The sequence below is a fragment of the Cupriavidus necator N-1 genome (genome assembly GCF_000219215.1).
GTDB classification, from domain to species: Bacteria; Pseudomonadota; Gammaproteobacteria; order Burkholderiales; family Burkholderiaceae; genus Cupriavidus; species Cupriavidus necator.
The window spans coordinates 70,865-87,382 of sequence record NC_015723.1; the positions used below are offsets into that span (position 1 = coordinate 70,865).

The 16,518-nt window shown below is 67.8% G+C and carries 11 protein-coding genes and 1 pseudogene; 5 read left to right on the forward strand and 7 right to left on the reverse strand.

What is annotated here, in order from left to right; genetic code table 11:
* The first annotated feature begins 111 nt into the window (after nucleotides 1-111).
* Entirely contained in the window at nucleotides 112-1,599 is a 1,488-nt protein-coding gene (locus tag CNE_RS18430; protein ID WP_011616336.1) for an AMP nucleosidase, read from the forward strand.
* A gap of 77 nt (nucleotides 1,600-1,676) precedes the next feature.
* On the opposite strand, the gene CNE_RS18435 is transcribed toward CNE_RS18430, so the two are convergent.
* Nucleotides 1,677-2,321 (reverse strand): OmpW/AlkL family protein, encoded by a 645-nt coding sequence (locus CNE_RS18435; protein WP_013951787.1) that lies wholly within the window; start codon nucleotides 2,319-2,321, stop codon nucleotides 1,677-1,679.
* 343 nt (nucleotides 2,322-2,664) lie between these two features.
* On the reverse strand, nucleotides 2,665-4,362 hold the full coding sequence (leuA, locus tag CNE_RS18440; protein ID WP_013951788.1) for a 2-isopropylmalate synthase: 1,698 nt from the start codon (nucleotides 4,360-4,362) through the stop codon (nucleotides 2,665-2,667).
* Nucleotides 4,363-4,956: 594 nt separating this feature from the next.
* Here leuA and CNE_RS18445 point away from each other — a divergent pair.
* Nucleotides 4,957-6,315, forward strand: coding sequence for a hypothetical protein (locus CNE_RS18445; protein WP_063712347.1), 1,359 nt, complete (start codon nucleotides 4,957-4,959; stop codon nucleotides 6,313-6,315).
* A gap of 389 nt (nucleotides 6,316-6,704) precedes the next feature.
* Here the strand turns inward: CNE_RS18445 and CNE_RS18450 are convergent, their stop codons facing one another.
* The 4 genes from CNE_RS18450 to CNE_RS18465 all read right to left on the reverse strand — a co-directional run bounded on the left by CNE_RS18450 (nucleotide 6,705) and on the right by CNE_RS18465 (nucleotide 10,617).
* Complete coding sequence (locus CNE_RS18450; RefSeq protein ID WP_013951790.1) at nucleotides 6,705-7,022, reverse strand: DUF6587 family protein; 318 nt, start codon at nucleotides 7,020-7,022, stop codon at nucleotides 6,705-6,707.
* A 14-nt stretch (nucleotides 7,023-7,036) separates the two neighbouring features.
* A complete protein-coding gene (gene feoB, locus CNE_RS18455) occupies nucleotides 7,037-8,893 on the reverse strand; it encodes a ferrous iron transport protein B (RefSeq protein ID WP_013951791.1) in 1,857 nt (618 codons plus the stop codon).
* A 15-nt stretch (nucleotides 8,894-8,908) separates the two neighbouring features.
* The gene (locus tag CNE_RS18460) at nucleotides 8,909-9,223 is read right to left on the reverse strand and encodes a FeoA family protein (RefSeq protein WP_041228503.1); all 315 of its coding nucleotides are present in this window, start codon (nucleotides 9,221-9,223) and stop codon (nucleotides 8,909-8,911) included.
* A 473-nt stretch (nucleotides 9,224-9,696) separates the two neighbouring features.
* Complete coding sequence (locus CNE_RS18465; RefSeq protein ID WP_013951793.1) at nucleotides 9,697-10,617, reverse strand: LysR substrate-binding domain-containing protein; 921 nt, start codon at nucleotides 10,615-10,617, stop codon at nucleotides 9,697-9,699.
* 120 nt (nucleotides 10,618-10,737) lie between these two features.
* Between CNE_RS18465 and CNE_RS18470 the strand changes: the two are divergent.
* The 3 genes and pseudogenes from CNE_RS18470 to CNE_RS18480 all read left to right on the forward strand — a co-directional run bounded on the left by CNE_RS18470 (nucleotide 10,738) and on the right by CNE_RS18480 (nucleotide 14,731).
* Nucleotides 10,738-12,533, forward strand: a pseudogene (locus CNE_RS18470) (acyl-CoA dehydrogenase family protein).
* A gap of 81 nt (nucleotides 12,534-12,614) precedes the next feature.
* Nucleotides 12,615-13,589 carry a Bug family tripartite tricarboxylate transporter substrate binding protein gene (locus tag CNE_RS18475; protein ID WP_013951795.1) on the forward strand — a complete coding sequence of 325 codons (975 nt, stop codon included), beginning with the start codon at nucleotides 12,615-12,617 and terminating at the stop codon, nucleotides 13,587-13,589.
* A 20-nt stretch (nucleotides 13,590-13,609) separates the two neighbouring features.
* Entirely contained in the window at nucleotides 13,610-14,731 is a 1,122-nt protein-coding gene (locus CNE_RS18480) for a CaiB/BaiF CoA transferase family protein (RefSeq protein ID WP_013951796.1), read from the forward strand.
* Nucleotides 14,732-14,805: 74 nt separating this feature from the next.
* Here CNE_RS18480 and CNE_RS18485 read toward each other — a convergent pair whose 3' ends face one another.
* The gene (locus tag CNE_RS18485) at nucleotides 14,806-16,506 is read right to left on the reverse strand and encodes a lactate permease LctP family transporter (protein WP_013951797.1); all 1,701 of its coding nucleotides are present in this window, start codon (nucleotides 16,504-16,506) and stop codon (nucleotides 14,806-14,808) included.
* Between the last annotated feature and the right edge of the window lie 12 nt (nucleotides 16,507-16,518).

Here is a 16,518-nt window from a genome sequence, read left to right on the forward strand (position 1 = left end):
ACGGGAACCCGTGCCGCGCAATTGGCGGAGTGTAGCGAGCGGGCGCGGGCGCGTCAATTTGGCTTCCGGCGGGGTCGGGTGCTGCTCACGCCAGCGCGCCGGCGCGGTATCATGGCCTCCATGAACGCCCCCGTCTTTTCCTCCGCACATCCGGCCGACCAGCTTGCCGAGTTCACCGACGCGGATGCGGCGATCGCGCGCATCCGCGACATCTACGAAGCTTCGGTGGGCGCCGTGCGCGCGCGCTTCGACGCCTTCGCCAGCGGCAAGCCGCTGCCCTCGGCCGCGCATGCGTGCTATCCGTACCTGGGCATCTCGGTCAACATCGAGACCATGGTCACCGACAGTCGGCCGTCATGGGGCACCGTGGCCTACCCGGGGGTGTATGGCACCACCGTGACCCGCCCCGACCTGCTGGCGGACTACTACCGCGACCAGATCGAGCGGCTGATGCGCTATCACCGCGTGCCGGTGGTGGTAGGGCTGAGCCGGCGCCCGATCCCGCTGCCGTTCGTGATCGAGGCTTCGACCACCGACATCAGCTACACCCAGGCGCGCGAGCTGGAGGCATCGTTCGTGCTGCCCGAGCTGAGCCGCATCGACGACGGCATCGCCAACGGCACCTATGAGCCGATCCCGGGCGAGGCCTGGCCGCTGTCGCTGTTCCCGGCCGAGCGCGTGGACCTGGCCCTGCAGCGGCTGTACCACTACACCGGCACGGCACCGCAGCATTTCCAGCGCTTCGTGCTGTTCACCAACTACCAGCGCTATGTCGACGAGTTTGTCGAGCTGGGCCGGGGCCTGATGGCCAGCAGCGACGGCGGCGGCTACACCCGCTTTGTCGAGCCCGGCGACGTGATGCAGGAACTGGGCGGCGCGGAACCCGACGACGCCTCACGCCCGCGCGCGCTGCCGCAGATGCCGGCCTATCACCTGGTGCGCGAAGACAAGCTGGGGGTGACGCTGGTCAATATCGGCGTGGGCCCGTCCAACGCCAAGACCATGACCGACCACCTAGCCGTGCTGCGCCCGCATTGCTGGCTGATGGTGGGCCACTGCGGCGGCCTGCGCCGCTCGCAGCAGCTGGGCGACTACGTGCTGGCGCACGCCTATGTGCGCGACGACCACGTGCTCGACCATGACCTGCCGCCGTGGGTGCCGGTGCCGCCGATCGCCGAGATCCAGGTGGCCCTGCAGGAGGCCGTGGCGCGCGTGACCGGGCTGTCCGGCAACGAGATGAAGACCCGCATGCGTACCGGCACGGTGGTCTCGACCGATGACCGCAACTGGGAACTGAAGTCCAAGTCGCTGTATGCGCGCTTCAACCAGTCGCGCGCGATTGCCATCGATATGGAAAGCGCGGCGGTGGCTGCCAACGGCTTCCGGCTGCGCGTGCCCTATGGCACGTTGCTATGCGTGTCGGACAAGCCGCTGCATGGCGAGCTCAAGCTGCGCGGCATGGCTAACGCCTTCTATCGCCAGCGCGTCAGCCAGCATATGACCATCGGGCTGGAGGCGATCCGCATCCTGCGTGAGAACGGGGTGGAGCAGCTGCATTCGCGCAAGCTGCGCAGCTTTGATGAGCCGGCGTTCCGGTAGGTCCGCATCCTCGCTCATCCGGAAAAGCAAAAGGCCGGCGCCTGATTGGCGCCGGCCTTTTGCATGGCACTGCAGGATCAGAAGCGATACCCCACACCCATGCTGAACAGCCACGGATCCAGGTTCACCTTGGACACCTTGACATCGCCGGCCTTCACATCGCTCGACAGCCAGATCTTCTTGATGTCGGCGTTCAGGAACCAGTTCTTGGTCAGCTTGTAGTCCATGCCGATCTGCAGCGCGGGACCGACGCTCCAGCTATCGAGCTGCAGCGCGTTGTTGGCAATGTTCTCGCCCCAGATGCGGGTGAAGTTCAGGCCCGCGCCGATATACGGGCGGAAGGTGCCGTTGGGAATGAAGTGGTACTGCACCAGCAGCGTCGGCGGCAGATGCTTGAAGGTGCCGACCTTGTTGCCGTCCAGGTAGACGTTCTGCTTCTGCGGCACGGTCAGCACCAGTTCGGCGGCGATGTTCGGCGTGAAGAAGTAGGTGACGTCGAACTCGGGAATCCACTTGTTGTTGACCGTAATGCGGTCCGACGGGCCGACGCCGCCGACGGGGTCGGAGCTCTTGGCCATGTCGAGATAGGTGCCGCGCAGGCGCACCATCCAGTTGCCCTGGGCATCGTCCGCGGCGGCGGCAGGGGTGGCAAAGGCGCCCAGCATGGCGCAGGCGGCGATGGCGGAACAGGTGACCCGGGTGCGAAGAGAGATTGTTTTCATGAGGTTCTGCTTGGTCTGGTATCAAATCCGGATCCAGTTTGGCCGAGCAGGCCGGGCTGGGCTTTGACCCAAAACAAGTAGCGGGGAACGGGGCTGGCTGGGTCGCGCAGGCGCTACAGCGAGGAAGGCGCCACGGTGCCCAGTTGCGCCGACGCTTCTAAACACATGCGGAATTATTCGTGGCGCGGTGCGATGCTGCCCCTTACGCTGTGCGAAAGATCCGAGCACGCCAGCAGCGTGTGCGGATCGGCACCGAGCATGTCGTGGGCGTCCGCAAGGGCGTCTTTCCGGGTGTGCCCCGTGGGGGCGGGGCACACCGGTTTTCTTGCGGCGGCTTGCGGTGTCAGGCCTCGGCGGCCTCTGCTGACTGCGAGGCTTGCGCCACGCCAAAGCCGGCCTGCAGGTGCCGGTTCACGCCCGAGATCACCGCGCGCAGCGAGGCCGTGACCAGATTGGCGTCGATGCCGGCGCCGAACCCTGTCGGCGAATCGCCCACGCGCACTTCCACATAGCAGGCCGCGCGCGCATCGGCGCCGGCGGTCATTGCATGCTCGTGGTAGTCCATCACGCGTACCGGCAAGTCCAGCGCATTGACGAAGGCATCGATGGGCCCGTTGCCGGTGCCGCGCACGCTGCGCTGCTTGCCGTCGCGCACCATCTGCACTTCGATCTCCGTGGCGCCGCCGCTGTCAGACACCAGCTGGTGCGATACATAGCGCAGCGGTGTCTGCTGCGCGAGGTACTCGCGTTGGAACAAACCATAAAGATCATCGGCACTTGCCTCAAGCCCGGTGTCGTCGGTCATGGCCTGCACTGCGCGGCTGAATTCGATCTGCAGGCGGCGCGGCATGTAGATGCCATGCACCTGCTCCAGCAGGTAGGCCATGCCGCCCTTGCCGGACTGGCTGTTGACGCGGATCACTGCGTCATAGCTGCGGCCGAGATCGGCCGGGTCGATCGGCAGGTAGGGCACTTCCCAGATGCTGTCCGGCTGCTGCTGCGCAAAGCCCTTGCGGATCGCATCCTGGTGCGAGCCCGAGAACGCGGTGAACACCAGGTCGCCCACATACGGGTGGCGCGGATGCACCGGCAGCTGGTTGCAGTGCTCCACGCACTGGCGCACCGCGTCGATATCGGAGAAGTCCAGTCCGGGCGCCACGCCCTGCGTATAGAGGTTGAGCGCCAGCGTCACCAGGTCGACATTGCCGGTGCGCTCGCCGTTGCCGAACAGGCAGCCTTCGACGCGGTCCGCGCCTGCCATCAGCGCCAGTTCCGCGGCGGCCACCGCGGTGCCACGGTCGTTGTGCGGGTGCACTGACAGCGCGATGTGTTCGCGCCGTGCCAGGCGGCGGTGCATCCATTCGATCTGGTCGGCGAACACGTTGGGCGTGCTGCATTCGACTGTGGTCGGCAGGTTCAGGATCATCGGCCGGCCCGGGCCGGCCTGCCAGGCGGCAGAGACGGCGTCGCTGACTTCCAGCGAGAAGTCGAGCTCGGCCAGGCTGAAAGTCTCGGGTGAATACTCATAGGTCCATGCCGTCCCGGGCATGGCATCGGTCAGCGCCTTGATCAGGCGCGTGCCCGAGACCGCGACTTCCTTGATCTCTTCACGCGAGGCATTGAAGACAATGCGCCGCCAGGCCGGTGCGATCGGGTTGTACAGGTGCACCGTGGCCCGCGCTGCGCCGCGCACGGACTGGACGGTGCGGCGGATCAGGTCTTCGCGCGATTGCGTCAGCACCACGATGTTGACGTCGTCGGGGATGCGCTGCTCTTCGATCAGCATGCGCACGAAGTCGAAATCGGTCTGCGAGGCGGCGGGGAATGCGACTTCGATTTCCTTCAGGCCGATCTTCACCAGTTGCTCGAAGAAGCGCAGCTTGCGCGCCGGGTTCATCGGCTCGATCAGGGCCTGGTTGCCGTCGCGCAGGTCGGTGCTCATCCAGCGCGGTGCGCGCGTGATGGTGCGGCCGGGCCAAGTGCGGTCAGGGATGTCGACGGTAGCGGCGGGCTGGTACTTGGTGGCGGGATTGCTGAGCATACGGGGTCTCCTTCCTCGCTAAGGGAAGCAAAAAAAAGAAAAACGGGAAAAGGGTGGCGAAAGGCTGCCGAACTGCCACGGGGCACTAGGCCCGGCAACCGATCGATAGGCTTAGCAGTGGCGAGGAAGCGCGCAGGGCGCGGCCCGATGCCTGGGCAGCCAACACGCGAGCGCGGGCAGCGATGCGGGACGCATCGGCAGCCTGGCTGAGTGTGCTGGTGTAACGGTTCATCGTGCCTGGAGGAGGAGGGCGGGGAGCCGCTCGTGGTTGGTGCGCATCCGGCAGGCGCCGGATGGCCTGCAAAGGTTAGTCGACAAGGCTGGCCCCGGTCAAGCGTGGGAGCGCGCCGGGTGCGGGCGTGGCCCGATCGGGGGACTGCCATGCGCGGGTTGCGCCAAACGGCTGGGTCCGGCTTGCGGGCGAAACCCTGCCGGTCTTATTTGCCTCGCCCGAATGGCGGTGCCGCTGCGCTGAAAGGATGAACCACGCGCATGCTCTGTGCGCCGCACCTCAGTCCTCTGGCCGGTATTGCGCTGGCACCTTTGTGCCTAGGCTGGTAGCGCGGGAAAAAACACACGACTGGGGGGAACATCATGAGACTGAGAACGTGGGCATCCTGGCTGGCAGGCGCTGCCATGACCTTGCTGCTGGCAGCGTGCGGCGGTGGCGGCGGCGGTTCGGGCACGCCCACCACGCCAAACGCAGGCGGCACCACGCCGCTGACCTATACGGTGAAGATGAGCGTGACCTCCGGCGAGGTCGGCGTCGGCCGCACGATCACCATCAGCGCGCTGGCGGTGGACAGCAACGGCATCGACGTGTCCGGCAACACCACCTTCAACTGGACCAGTACCGACAGCGGCATTGCCACCGTGGAGCCGAGTGCCACCACGCCGGGCAGCGCCGTGGTCAAGGGCATTGCAACCGGGACGACCACCGTCCAGGTGGTGGCGAGCGTCAAGGGCGCCGACAACACCACGGTGCAGCTGCCCGCGCAATCCGCCACCATCACCGTGGTGCCGGCCTCGGCGCTGAGCTACAGCCTGTCGATCCCGAACAGCAGCCTGTCGATGAGCGACGGGCAGACGCTGCCGGTCAGGGTATCGCTGGTCGACAGCAATGGCGCCGATGTGTCCGCCAGCGTCAACAGCTGGGCATGGTCCAGCAGCGGCACCGCGGTCCAGGTCACGGCCAGCCAGAACAGCGCCACGCTGAAGGCGAGCAACAGCTCACCCACCGCCGTGGCCACGGCCAGTGTCTCGGTGTCGGTGACCGCGCCGGACGGGCATGCCATTGCCGGGGTGATCGCGGTGACGGTGCAGAAGAACGGCGCTGCCGCCTATCGCGTGGTGACGACCAAGGGCGGCCGCGAGGTGAATGCGCTGCAGGTCTTCAGCAACCGTCCGGAAACCTTCACCTCGCGTGTGCTGCGCCACGATGGCCAGGACGTGACCGCGGACTTCGACGGCGCCTGGACCTACAATGCGACCTCGGCCACGCTGTCCGCATCGGAAGCGGCGGGTACGCATGACGCCACGGTGAGCACCAGCCTGGCCAGCGACAAGGGCCCGGTCCAGAGCAGCCTGACGGTGACCGCAGTCAGCACCAGGCTGGGCGAGCGCCGCAGCGCCACGCTGACGGTGACCGAGAACCCGGTCTGGGCGCTGGTTGGCGACAACCAGGATCCAATGACGCTGCTGCTGATGCCGCCGACGACGGTCGAGGTGACCGCACGCATGAAGCACCTGGGTGATGACGCGCAGTACACCGCGTGCAACAACTGGGCTTGGGACAAGACCGGTCCGGTGACACTGAGCCCAAGCATGGTCATGCTGCCGAACCAGGTGCGCGCCGCCGGCACCGCGGCTGGCGACTTCACCATTACCGCGACCTGCACTGCGGCCGCCGACAATACGCCGCTGAAGCTGGTCTTCTACGGTACGGTCAAGTAAGCAGCAGGTTCCCGCGCCTGACGAAACGCCCTCCATCCGGAGGGCGTTTCGTTTTGGGGCACACCAGCGGCCGTCGGGAGGGAAGCCGTCAAAGCGTACCCGTTTCTGCGTGACTGGCGCCGAGCGTTCCAGGCGCTGCCGGGGCCTGCCGACAAAGGCGTCCGGACAAGGCTGGGCCTGCCTTTGCGGGACGTGCCCGAGATGCGTGCCAGGCCAGCCAGTGCGCAAAGCGTACCCGTTTCTGCGTGCCCACGGCGCAAGCCTTTCCAGGCGGGTTCTCTCTCCGCCAGGCCGTCAACAGGCGAGCGCAAACCGCTGCTTCCGCGCCGGGCGGAAGCAGCGGGCGTACCCGTTTCTGCGTGGATATGTAGAGGGGGAAAGCGCGCCGCTCAGCGCTTGCGCACGAAGCGAACCACCTGTTCGGCAGTCTGGCCCTGCGCGCCGGAGGTGGTGTTGGCGGTGTTGGATCCGCAGGTATTGCAGCCGCCGTCGTCGCAGCCGCTGGCACAGCCCGCGGCGGCCTGCGGGGCCAGCCAGCGCGCCAGCCGGGCGCGCCAGCCGGCGGCGGCGCTGCCGCCCAGGCGCGCGGCGAGTGCCGCCTTGACGCGCTCGCGCGTGCGCGGCGCGTAGCGCGCGATCACCTGCACCGCGCACGCCAGCACGATCAGCGGGACCAGCAGCGTTTCGATGGCGTGGTAGAGGGACATGGCGGCGTGGTGCCTCAGCTGAACATCAGCGCGACGCGGTAGGTCACGAAGGCCGCCAGGTAAGCCAGCCCGGTCAGGTAGGCCGCCGACAGCGCCATTACCTTCCACGAGTCGGTCTCGCGCCGGATCACTGCCAGCGTGGAGATGCACTGCGGTGCGAACACGTACCAGGCCAGCAGCGACAGCGCGGTGGCCAGCGACCATTGCGCGGAGATCATCGGCGCCAGCTGCGTGGCCACGGCCTCTTCGCTGCCCGACAGCGCATAGACGGTTGCCAGCGCGCCCACGGCCACCTCGCGCGCGGCCAGGCCCGGCACGAGCGCGATGCAGATCTGCCAGTTGAAGCCCACCGGTGCGAACACCTTCTGCAGCGCATGGCCGATCATGCCGGCAAAGCTGTAGTCGATGGCCGGCGCGGTCGCGCCCACGGGCGCGGACGGGAAGGTCGACAGGAACCACAGCAGCACCGTCAGCGCCAGGATCACCTTGCCCACCCGCGACAGGAAGATGCGGGCACGCTCCCACAGGCCGATGGCCACGTCGCGCGGATTGGGGATGCGGTACGACGGCAGCTCCATCAGCAGCGGATGGTCGGTGCGGTCGCGGCGGAAGAACTTGAGCGCGTAGGCCACCACCAGCGCGCTGACGATGCCCGCCACGTACAGCGCGAACAGCACCAGCCCCTGCAGGTTGAACAGGCCCATCACGGTGCGTTCGGGGATGAAGGCGCCGATCAGCAGCGCATACACCGGCAGCCGTGCCGAGCAGGTCATCAGCGGCGCCACCAGGATGGTGGTGAGCCGGTCGCGCGGATCCTGGATGGTGCGGGTGGCCATGATGCCGGGGATGGCGCAGGCAAAGCTGGACAGCAGCGGGATGAACGAGCGCCCCGACAGCCCCGCGCCCATCATCAGGCGGTCCAGCAGGAAGGCCGCGCGCGGCAGGTAGCCGGATTCCTCCAGCGTCAGGATGAACAGAAACAGGATCAGGATCTGCGGCAGGAACACCACTACGCTGCCCAGGCCAGCGATCAGGCCGTCGACCAGCAGGCTCTTGAGCATGCCGTCGGGCAGGTGGGCACCCAGCATCTCGCCGGCCCAGTGCACGCCGCCCTCGATGCCGTCCATCAATGGCTGGGCCCAGGAGAACACGGCCTGGAACATCAGGAACAGCAGCACCGCCAGCAGCAGCAGGCCGATCACCGGATGCAGCACGATGCGGTCGAGGCGGTCATCCAGCGCGGCGGTGCGCGCCGGCATGCTCACCGCGGCCGCCAGCAGGCGGTTGACCTCGGCATGCACGTCAATGTCGTTGGCGGGTTCCGGCGTGGCCGGCGGGGCCGGCGGCAGGGTGTCGTCGAGCAGGCTGACCAGCGCCGCGGCACCGTCGTGCTTCACCGCCACGGTGCTGACCACCGGTACGCCGAGCGCGGCCGATAGCTTGTCGCGGTCGATCCGGATGCCGCGCCGCGCGGCGGCGTCGCTCATATTGAGCACCACCACCATGGGCAGGCCCAGGCGGCGCAGTTCCAGCACGAAGCGCAGGTGCAGGCGCAGGTTGGTCGCATCGACCACCGACACCAGCAGGTCCGGGCGCTGCTCGCCGGCGCGCATGCCCAGGCAGACATCGCGCGTGATGGCTTCATCGAGGCTGGCCGCGTGCAGGCTGTAGGCGCCCGGCAGATCCAGGATGCGCACCTGGCGCCCCGCCGGCGACACGAAGTAGCCTTCCTTGCGCTCGACGGTCACGCCCGCATAGTTGGCCACCTTCTGGCGGCTGCCGGTCAGGCGGTTGAACAGTGCGGTCTTGCCGCAATTGGGATTGCCGACCAGCGCAATGCGCAGGGCAGAAGTGGAAGGAGCTGCAGACATAATCCGGGGGAAGGCTCAGGCAGTCCGTTTTGCGGACGGTTTGGCGGTCTGGTCGCCGCCCTGCGTGGCGGGGGCGATGCTGGTGACCGAGGCGCTGGCGACCTCTACGCCGATGCGCGACGCTTCCGAGCGGCGCAGCGCAAAGCGGGTGAAGCCTACCTGCGCCACCAGCGGGTCCATGCCGAAGGGGCCGTAGGCGATGATCTGCACGGCTTCACCGGGGACGAAGCCCAGTTCGCGCAGGCGGCGCGCGACCGGGTCTCCCGGGGTGGCGTCGTCCACCGATTGCACAACGGCGGGCGTGCGCCGTGGAAGTTCAGACAACCGCATCATGCTTCCAGTCCGTGGCGCGGTCTGCCGCCAAGCGGCCAGCGCGACCACGCCGGGGTATGTAAATGAAAATCGTTTTCATTGTATCGCAAATTAGGCATGACGTTGCCCCCTCAAAGGGCGGGGCACGCCGGCCTGCTGCCGCGTCATTGCGCCGCAGGAGGCAAATGATAACCGCTCGGGATGGGGGTGACGGGGGGTGCGCGGGCGGGTAATGCTGCCCAGGTAACGTTTCTTTCGCCTACCGTCATCCCCGCGCGAGCGGGGCCGCGGGCGGCCCGGCTGAAGTGTAGAACGCCGCGCATGAATTCAACCCGATGCAGCGCAGTTCGGCTTTGCGAAGCCGAATGCAACCAGCTTCATGCAGCGCCGATCAATTACTACATTTGCGTTATTGGATGCCGTAAGCGGGCAGGGTTAAGCTCCAAGCACGCTGAACACCCCGTTCCACGCGTACTTCACAAGCCATCGGTCTATCGGCCGGTGGCTTTTTCTTTGTGGCTGCCCTGCGCGGCGGCTGTCATCTCCCGCACCATGCCGACAAAGTGATCGCGCGCCGGATGGTCCGGCGCCGTCTTCCACGCGCAGTAGACCTCCGAGCGCACCGCCGCGTCTGCCAGCGGCCGGAACGCGGCTCCGGCCATGCCGGAGCGCGCCAGCGCCGCGGGCACCACCGCCACGCCCATCCCCTGCGACACCAGCGACACCACCGACAGCCAGTGCCGGACTTCATGCCGGATCTGCGGATAGAAGCCCTGCGCCGCGCACATGTCGAAGATGCGGCTGTAGTAGTCCGGCGAGGCCTTGCGCGAGAACAGCACGAACGGCTCGCCGCGCAATGCCGCCAGCGGCAACTCCGGGAGCGCGGCCAGCGCATGGTCGGCCGGCAGGCAGCAGACAAAGGGTTCGCTGTGCACCAGCGTCGCCTGCAGCGTGTCCGGCACGCGGCCGGTGTGGATAAAGGCGGCGTCGAGCTCGTCGTGCAGCAGCGCGTCGATCTGCTCCTGTGAGTTGAGCTCGGTCAGCGCCACCTGAATGCCGGGATAGGCCGCCTGGAACCCGCGCAGCGTCTGCGGCAGCCCGCGATACAGCATCGAGCCGACAAAGCCCACCCGCAGCCGCCCGACTGCGCCCGCTTCGATCTCGCGTGCCAGCACCCGCGCCGCCTCGGCCTGCGCCAGCAGCGCCATGGCCGATTCGCGGAAGGCCCGCCCGGCCGCGGTCAGCCGCACCCCGCGGCTGTCGCGGTCGAACAGCCGGGCCCCGACCGAGGCCTCCAGCTGCTGGATATTGAGCGACAGCGGCGGCTGGGAAATGGCAAGCCGGCGCGCGGCCCGGCCGAAGTGCAGTTCCTCGGCCAGCACGAGGAAGTAACGCAGGTGGCGGAATTCCATGGCGATACAGAAATTATATGGATCAAGCCAATTTTAGAATTAGACGCGAATCTTTGGGGTTCCAATAATGGAGGCCAAAGGGGCCGCAAGCCGGCACCAGCCAATTCCAGGAGACCAGCCATGCCGTCCAGCGCCGTGCGCGACACCACACTTCAAGCCCACTCCACCGCACCGGCCGCTGCCCACCCGGTACCCGACCGCCAGGGCGGCAGCCTGTTTGCCGCCGACCCGGACCTGCGCGCGCTGCTGCCGCTCTACCTGCCGCCGGACCTGTTCAACCACCTGCTGCCGCACCTGGAGCGCATGGGTGCGCTGGCCGGCGGCGTGCTCGACGAACTGGCCGGCGTGGCCGACCGCCATCCCCCCGAACTCACCTACCGCACCCGCGCGGGCGTCGATGCGCAGCGCATCGACAAGCATCCGGCCTATGTGGAGATGGAGCGCGTGGCCTTTGCCGAATTCGGCCTCGCGGCGGCGTCGCACCGCGGCGGCGTGCTGGGCTGGGACAAGCCCATGCCGCCAGCAGCTAAGTACGCACTCACATATCTGTTTGTGCAAGCTGAGTTCGGCCTGTGCTGCCCGCTGTCGATGACCGATTCGCTGACGCGCACGCTGCGCAAGTTCGGCGACCCGGCGCTGGTCGAGCGCTTCCTGCCCAACCTGACCACCCAGGTCTTTGACGATCTCTACCAGGGCGCGATGTTCATGACCGAGCAGGGTGCCGGCTCCGACGTCGCCGCCACCGCCACCCGCGCGGTGCGCGACGCTTCGGCCGAGGGCGGCTGGCGCCTGCAGGGCGACAAGTGGTTCTGCTCCAACCCCGATGCCACGCTGGCGATGGTGCTGGCCCGCGTGGAGGATGAGGCCGGCAACGCCGTGCCGGGCCACAAGGGCGTGTCGCTGTTCCTGCTGCCGCGCAAGCTGGCCGATGGCAGCGACAACCACTACCGCATCATCCGCCTGAAGGACAAGCTGGGCACGCGCTCGATGGCCAGCGGCGAGATCCGGCTGGAAGGCGCGCATGCCTGGCTGGTCGGCGAACCCGGCCGCGGCTTCGTGCAGATGGCTGACATGATCAATAACTCGCGCCTGTCCAACGGCGTGCGCGCCGCCGGCCTGATGCGCCGCGCGCTGACCGAGGGCCTGTTCATCGCGCGCGAGCGCCAGGCCTTCGGCAAGCGCCTGCAGGACATGCCGCTGATGCGCCGCCAGCTGCTCAAGCTGACCCTGCCCACCGAGCAGGCGCGCACCATGGTGTTCCAGACCGCCGAAGCACTGCGCCGCGCCGATGCCGGCGAGGCCGACGCCTACCCGCTGATGCGCATCCTGACGCCGCTGATCAAGTTCCGCGCCTGCCGCGACGCGCGCAAGGTCACCGGCGACGCCATGGAGATCCGCGGCGGCTGCGGCTATATCGAGGAATGGAGCGATCCGCGCCTGGTGCGCGATGCCCATCTCGGCTCGATCTGGGAAGGCACCAGCAATATCGTCGCGCTTGACGTGCTGCGCGCGGTCCGCCGTGAAGGCGCGCTGCCGGTGCTGCAGGCACACCTGGCCGGCCTGCTGGCCGATACGCCGATGCATGCGGCGGCGCGTGCCGTGTTCGAAGGCGCCATCGCCGCAGCGGCGAAGCTGGCCGCGCAAGCCGCTGAGGCCGGCGCCGACGGCGAACTGCTGGCGCGCCAGGCGGCTTCGGCGCTGTACCACGTCACCAGCGCGGTGGCGATGGCCTGGGAGGCCGGGCTATCGGCTCGGTGCGCCGCATGCGGCTGGCGCAGCTGGTGCTGCGCCATCGCGTGCTGCCGCAGGATCCGCTTGCAGCGCAGGCCGAGCCCGAGTGGCTGGCCGAGACCGTCGCGCCGGCTGACGGCACCGTGCATGCCGCTGGCGCGGTCGACCAGGTCAACGTGTTCTAACCGGATCCACGTCCGGCAACCATCCTCCGCAACACCATCCCGCCACCAGCGGGAGACGTCCTATACCCAGGAGACAACGCCATGAAACTCTGGCACCGCGTAGCGGCCATCGCCGCCTGCTCGCTCTGTATCGCCCCCGCCTTCGCGCAGAAGGACTTTCCGTCCAAGCCGATCATGATGGTCGTCACCTACCCGCCGGGCGGCCCTACCGATGCCATGGCGCGCACGCTTGCCGCCGCGCTCAAGACCAGCCTGGGCCAGCCGGTGGTGGTGGAGAACCGCGCCGGCGCCGGCGGCAATATCGGCGCCGAGGTGGTGGCGCGCGCCGAGCCCGACGGCTACACGCTGATGTTCGGCACCTCCGCGCCGCTGGCGATCAATGTGAGCCTGTACCGCAAGATCAACTACGACCCGGTCAAGAGCTTCGCGCCGGTGATCCAGATCGGCCAGCTGCCCAATGTGCTGGTGGTCAACCCGTCCGTGCCGGCGAAGAACGTCACGGAGCTGATCGCCTATGGCAAGGCGCACCCGGGCAAGCTGACCTATGCCTCGTCCGGCAACGGCGCGTCGTCGCACTTGGCCGGGGTGCTGTTCAACAACGTCACCGGCACCGACTTCCAGCACATCCCGTACAAGGGCACCGGCCCCGCACTGAACGACCTGCTGGGCGGGCAGGTCAGCATGACCTTCACCGACGTGCTCACCGCGATGCCCTTCATCAAGAGCGGCAAGGTGCGCGCGCTGGGCGTCACCACCAAGGCGCGCTCGCAGGCGCTGCCGGATGTGCCGACCGTGGCCGAGCAGGGCGTGCCAGGCTTCGATGTATCGGTGTTCTTCGGCGTGGTCGCACCCGCCGGCACGCCGCCCGAAGTGATCGGCAAGCTCAACCGTGCCTTTGCCGATGCGCTCAAGCAGCCCGAGGTGCGCAAGACCCTGCAGGCGCAGGGCCTGGAGTTCGCGCCGTCGACCACGCCCGAGCAGCTTGGCGGCTTCGTCAAGGCCGAGGTCGGCAAGTGGCGCGCCGTGGTGCAGAAGTCCGGCGCCCAGCTTGACTGAACCGCACAGGAAAACCAGCCATGACCCAAACCAGCCCCGGCGCGCTCGCCGGCATCCGCGTGGTCGACCTGTCGCGCATCCTGGGCGGCCCATACTGCGGCCAGATCCTGGGCGACCACGGCGCCGACGTGCTCAAGATCGAACCGCCGCAAGGCGACGACACCCGCACCTGGGGGCCGCCGTTCAAGGACGGCGTGGCGTCTTACTACTTCGGCCTGAACCGCAACAAGCGCGTGATGCGGCTGGACCTGACCGCCGACGCGGATCGTGAGGTCCTGCTTGTGCTGCTGGCCGAGGCTGACGTGCTGGTCGAGAACTTCAAGACCGGCACCATGGAGAAGTGGGGGCTGGGCTACGACACGTTGTCCGCGCGCTTCCCTCGGCTGGTCCATTGCCGCGTATCCGGCTTCGGCGCCGATGGCCCGCTGGGCGGCCTGCCCGGCTACGACGCCGCCATCCAGGCCATGTCCGGCATCATGAGCATCAACGGCGAGGCCGATGGCGATCCGCTGCGCGTGGGTTTGCCGGTGGTGGACATGGTGACCGGCCTGAACGCCGTGATCGGCGTGCTGCTGGCACTGCAGGAGCGCGCGCGCAGCGGGCGCGGCCAGTTCGTCGAGGCCGCGCTCTATGACTCCGGCCTGTCGCTGCTGCATCCGCATGCGGCCAACTGGTTCATGAGCGGCAAGACGCCGCAGCGCACCGGCAATGCGCATCCCAACATCTACCCGTACGACACGGTGGCGACCGCCACGGACCCGATCTTCCTGGCGGTGGGCAACGACCGGCAGTTCCGCATCCTGTGCGAGCACCTGCGGCTGCCTGCGCTGGCCGATGACGAGCGCTATGGCACGGCGGGCGCGCGCTCGGTGAACCGCGTGGCGCTGAAGGCGGAGCTGGAAGCCAGGCTGCGCGAGTTCGATGGCAAGGTGCTGGCCGACGAACTGGTGGCAGCAGGCGTGCCCTGCGCGCCGGTGCTGTCCGTGGCCGATGCCTTGCAGCATCCGCATACGCAGCACCGCGAGATGGTGGTGGAGATGGAAGGTGGCTACCAGGGGCTGGGTGCGCCGGTCAAGCTGAGCCGGACGCCGGCGACATACAGGTATGCGCCGCTCACCGAAGGGGACGAGTTCCTGGATTAGACGCGACGTTGCCGCGCGGCAAACGAGAAAGGCGGCCATATGGCCGCCTTTCTTCATGGATTTCGGCTAGCCCATCACCCCGGAATCATCCCCGGCAACAGGTAAGCCTGCACCACCGTCATGATGCCGATGATCACGGCAAACAGCAGGCTGTGCCTGACCGTGAAGCGGAACAGCTCCGACTCCTTGCCCACCAGCCCGGTCGCCGCGCAGGCCACGGCGATCGATTGCGGCGAGATCATCTTGGCCGTGACGCCGCCGGTGGTGTTGGCGGCGACCAGCAGCGTGTCCGACACGCCGATCTGATGCGCCGTGGTGTTCTGCAGCGCGCAGAACAGCGCGTTGGACGAAGTGTCAGAACCAGTCAGGAACACCCCCAGCCAGCCCAGGAACGGCGAGAAGAACGGGAACGCCGCGCCGGTGCCGGCCAGCAGCAGCGCCAGTGTCGACGACATGCCGGAGTAGTTGGCGACAAAGGCGAACGCCAGCACCAGGCCGATTGACAGCACCGGGCGCGCCAGTTCCACCAGGGTCTCGGCAAAGGTAGCCAGCAGCATGCGCGGCTTCATGCGCAGCAGCACCGCCGAGATCAGCGCGGTCAGCAGGATGGCGGTGCCGACGGCGGAGAGCAGGTCGAGCTTCAGCACCGCGTCATAGGCCTTGGGCGTGGCCACGATCGGCGCGGCCTTGATTACCATCTGGTCCAGCCCCGGGATCTTGAACTTCAGCACCGTGCCCGCCAGCGCGCCGTTGGCTGCGAACAGCGCCTTGAACGGCTGCAGGCTCCACACGGTGACGATGGCGGTCAGGATGCCGAACGGCGCCCACGCGCGCAGCGTCTGCGCCAGGGTGTAGGGCGACGCCTTGCGCCCGGACATCGCGCCGCCGAAGCCGCCGCCGAAGCCGGCCAGCGCGACGGTGCCGCCGCTGACATTGCCACCGGCGCGCTGCGACGCGCCGCGCGGCTGCCATACCTTCAGGAACGCGGCCAGCGACACCAGGCTGACCAGCGCCGAAGTGATGTCCGGCAGTTCGGGCCCGATATGGTTGGACGTGAAGTACTGCGTCACGGCAAAGCAGCCGCCGCACACCAGCGCCGCCGGCCACGTTTCGCGCACGCCTTTGGCGCCGTCCATCATGAACACCAGCCAGAACGGCACCAGCAGCGACAACAGCGGCAGCTGGCGGCCGGCCATCGCGCCGATATGGAAGGGATCGATGCCCGTCACCTGCCCGGCCACGATGATGGGGATCCCCATCGCGCCAAACGCCACCGGCGCGGTATTGGCGATCAGGCACAGGCCCGCCGCATACAGCGGGTTGAAGCCCAGGCCCACCAGCAGCGCCGCGGTGATCGCCACCGGCGCGCCGAAGCCCGCGGCGCCTTCCAGGAAGGCGCCGAAGGCAAAGCCGATCAGCAGCATCTGCAGGCGCTGGTCGTCGGTGATCGACAGCACCGAGGCGCGGATCACGTCGAACTGGCCGGTCTTGACCACGATCTTGTAGAGGAACACCGCGGTCACGATGATCCATGCAATCGGCCACAGCCCATAGGCAAAGCCGAAGCCGGCCGAGGCCAGCGCCTGCTGCGCGGGCATGCCGTAGGCGAAGATCGCCACGGCCAGCGCCAATAGCAGCGTCACGGCCGCGGCGACATGGCCCTTCATGCGCCAGACGGCCAGCGCAATGAAGAAGAACAGGATGGGAATGGCTGCCGCCAGCGACGACAGCCACAGGCTGCCCAGCGGCGTATAGAGTTGGGTCCAGGGTTGCACGGTTAGTCTCCT

Coding starts and splice junctions, on each gene's coding strand:
- CNE_RS18430 (WP_011616336.1), top strand. CDS start 112: ATGGCCTCCATGAACGCCCCCGTCTTTTCCTCCGCACATCCGGCCGAC.
- CNE_RS18435 (WP_013951787.1), bottom strand. CDS start 2,321: ATGAAAACAATCTCTCTTCGCACCCGGGTCACCTGTTCCGCCATCGCC.
- leuA (WP_013951788.1), bottom strand. CDS start 4,362: ATGCTCAGCAATCCCGCCACCAAGTACCAGCCCGCCGCTACCGTCGAC.
- CNE_RS18445 (WP_063712347.1), top strand. CDS start 4,957: ATGAGACTGAGAACGTGGGCATCCTGGCTGGCAGGCGCTGCCATGACC.
- CNE_RS18450 (WP_013951790.1), bottom strand. CDS start 7,022: ATGTCCCTCTACCACGCCATCGAAACGCTGCTGGTCCCGCTGATCGTG.
- feoB (WP_013951791.1), bottom strand. CDS start 8,893: ATGTCTGCAGCTCCTTCCACTTCTGCCCTGCGCATTGCGCTGGTCGGC.
- CNE_RS18460 (WP_041228503.1), bottom strand. CDS start 9,223: ATGCGGTTGTCTGAACTTCCACGGCGCACGCCCGCCGTTGTGCAATCG.
- CNE_RS18465 (WP_013951793.1), bottom strand. CDS start 10,617: ATGGAATTCCGCCACCTGCGTTACTTCCTCGTGCTGGCCGAGGAACTG.
- CNE_RS18475 (WP_013951795.1), top strand. CDS start 12,615: ATGAAACTCTGGCACCGCGTAGCGGCCATCGCCGCCTGCTCGCTCTGT.
- CNE_RS18480 (WP_013951796.1), top strand. CDS start 13,610: ATGACCCAAACCAGCCCCGGCGCGCTCGCCGGCATCCGCGTGGTCGAC.